Origin of the sequence: Mesorhizobium sp. M7A.F.Ca.US.006.04.2.1, assembly GCF_004022915.1 — a bacterium.
Lineage (GTDB): Bacteria > Pseudomonadota > Alphaproteobacteria > Rhizobiales > Rhizobiaceae > Mesorhizobium > Mesorhizobium ciceri.
On record NZ_RZQA01001463.1, the window covers coordinates 1 to 796 of the forward strand.

The 796-nt window shown below is 64.1% G+C and carries 2 protein-coding genes; both read left to right on the forward strand.

The features are described from left to right. Positions 1 to 519 (forward strand): type VI secretion system baseplate subunit TssG (locus EN925_RS38075; protein ID WP_164894779.1); only part of this gene is annotated, 519 nt, incomplete at its 5' end. Then, positions 516 to 796, forward strand: a 281-nt coding sequence (locus EN925_RS38080) for an FHA domain-containing protein (protein ID WP_128337478.1), incomplete at its 3' end; no start/stop codon positions are given. The genes EN925_RS38075 and EN925_RS38080, both read left to right, overlap by 4 nt.

Here is a 796-nt window from a genome sequence, read left to right on the forward strand (position 1 = left end):
GATACGGTGAAGGTTCGGCAGGCGGCTTCGGTGGCCAATCAGGTCGACGGCCCGGAACGGCTGACGCTGTTCCTGGCGGAAGCGTTCAAGGCGCCGGTACAGATCAAGGAGTTCATCTCCGCCTGGATAACAGTACCAACCGGTCTCCAGACCCGTCTTGCAAAGGCCTTTGCAGGGCTCGGCAAGGGCGCGACGATCGGCCCACGCGTTTTCAGCCGCCAAAGCAGGATCGAACTGCGTGTCGGCCCGCTGGGGTATGAGGAGTTCAAGGCGTTCCTGCCTGGCGGCGAGCGGCTCAAGCTGTTCAAGCAGGCCGTTCGCGACATGGTCGGGGAGTCGCTCGACGTCGATCTGCGCATCGTGCTTGCGCGTGAAGCCGTACCGCCGCCCCAAATCGGAGCGGTTCGGCTCGGGCGGACCGCCTGGCTTGCGCGACCCATCGAAAGGGGCGATGCTGACGACATGCGGCTGCGGACAATCGTCGGATGGCGGCCGGAAATGACGGGGGTCGCGGCATGAGCCTGCTGCTGACACTGGAGCAAGGGCCACGCACCCAGGCGGTGCGGCAGGCCCGGCTTGACGAGGGTGAGCTGGTGATCGGCCGCAGCGCGGACGCGGGTTGGCAGATCAACGATCCCGACATGTTCGTTTCAAGGGCACATTGCAAGATCTCTGGCGGGCGAGATGGATATTTCGTCACCGACACGTCGAGCAGCGGATTGTTCATAAACGACTCCGACAGCCCGCTCGGTGCCGGCAAGTCGACGCGCCTTCAAAGTGGCATGCGGCTGAGATT